Below are 549 nucleotides of genomic sequence, written 5' to 3'. Positions count from 1 at the left end.
CTCACACCTTAATGCGGCGTTAGCCGACAACCGGAAACTTGAGTTATGGAGAACAAAGTGAACGTAAGGAAAGCGATCAAGGAAGACTCCAGTAAGTTGCTAGAACTTATTGGACACAAAGCTGAGTTTGACCGAAGAATGAAAGGATTCGACGGTGAAATCTCCACGACGAAAGAGAAGATAGAACGAACCTTATTTGGTAACTATCCGTTTGCCCACGCTTTGCTATTGGAAGTCGATGGTGAAGTTCAGGGTTTCGCTTTGTTTCATTATCGTTATTCATCCTTTCGCGGTGAGCCGTCTATTTGGTTGGATGATCTTCTAGTTGTTAGTAATCATCGTTCAAAGGGATACGGTGCAGAACTTATGCATGCTTTGAAAACGGAAGCTCAAAAGTCATTAACTTCTCATATTTCTTGGACAGCTAGTCCACACAACACCAAAGCACACGAGTTTTACAAAAAGTTAGGCGCAGAAGTTGAACGGATGGATGGTCAGCGTCCGTATTTCCGTTGGGCAATGTACGGCTAACAAGCAATTTAAGAGGGA

1 protein-coding gene is annotated in these 549 nt (G+C 43.4%); it reads left to right on the top strand.

Going from position 1 to position 549, the window contains the following annotated elements; translation table 11 throughout:
- Positions 1-45: 45 nt before the first annotated feature.
- The gene (locus ACP45E_RS00295) at positions 46-531 is read left to right on the top strand and encodes a GNAT family N-acetyltransferase (protein ID WP_198927654.1); all 486 of its coding nucleotides are present in this window, start codon (positions 46-48) and stop codon (positions 529-531) included.
- The last annotated feature ends 18 nt before the right edge of the window (positions 532-549 follow it).

Origin of the sequence: Vibrio genomosp. F10 str. 9ZD137 (assembly GCF_049974785.1) — a bacterium.
In the GTDB taxonomy this organism is placed as follows: domain Bacteria; phylum Pseudomonadota; class Gammaproteobacteria; order Enterobacterales; family Vibrionaceae; genus Vibrio.
The sequence above is the reverse complement of the archived record's forward strand: the minus strand, read 5'-3'. Positions and strand labels throughout refer to the sequence as shown.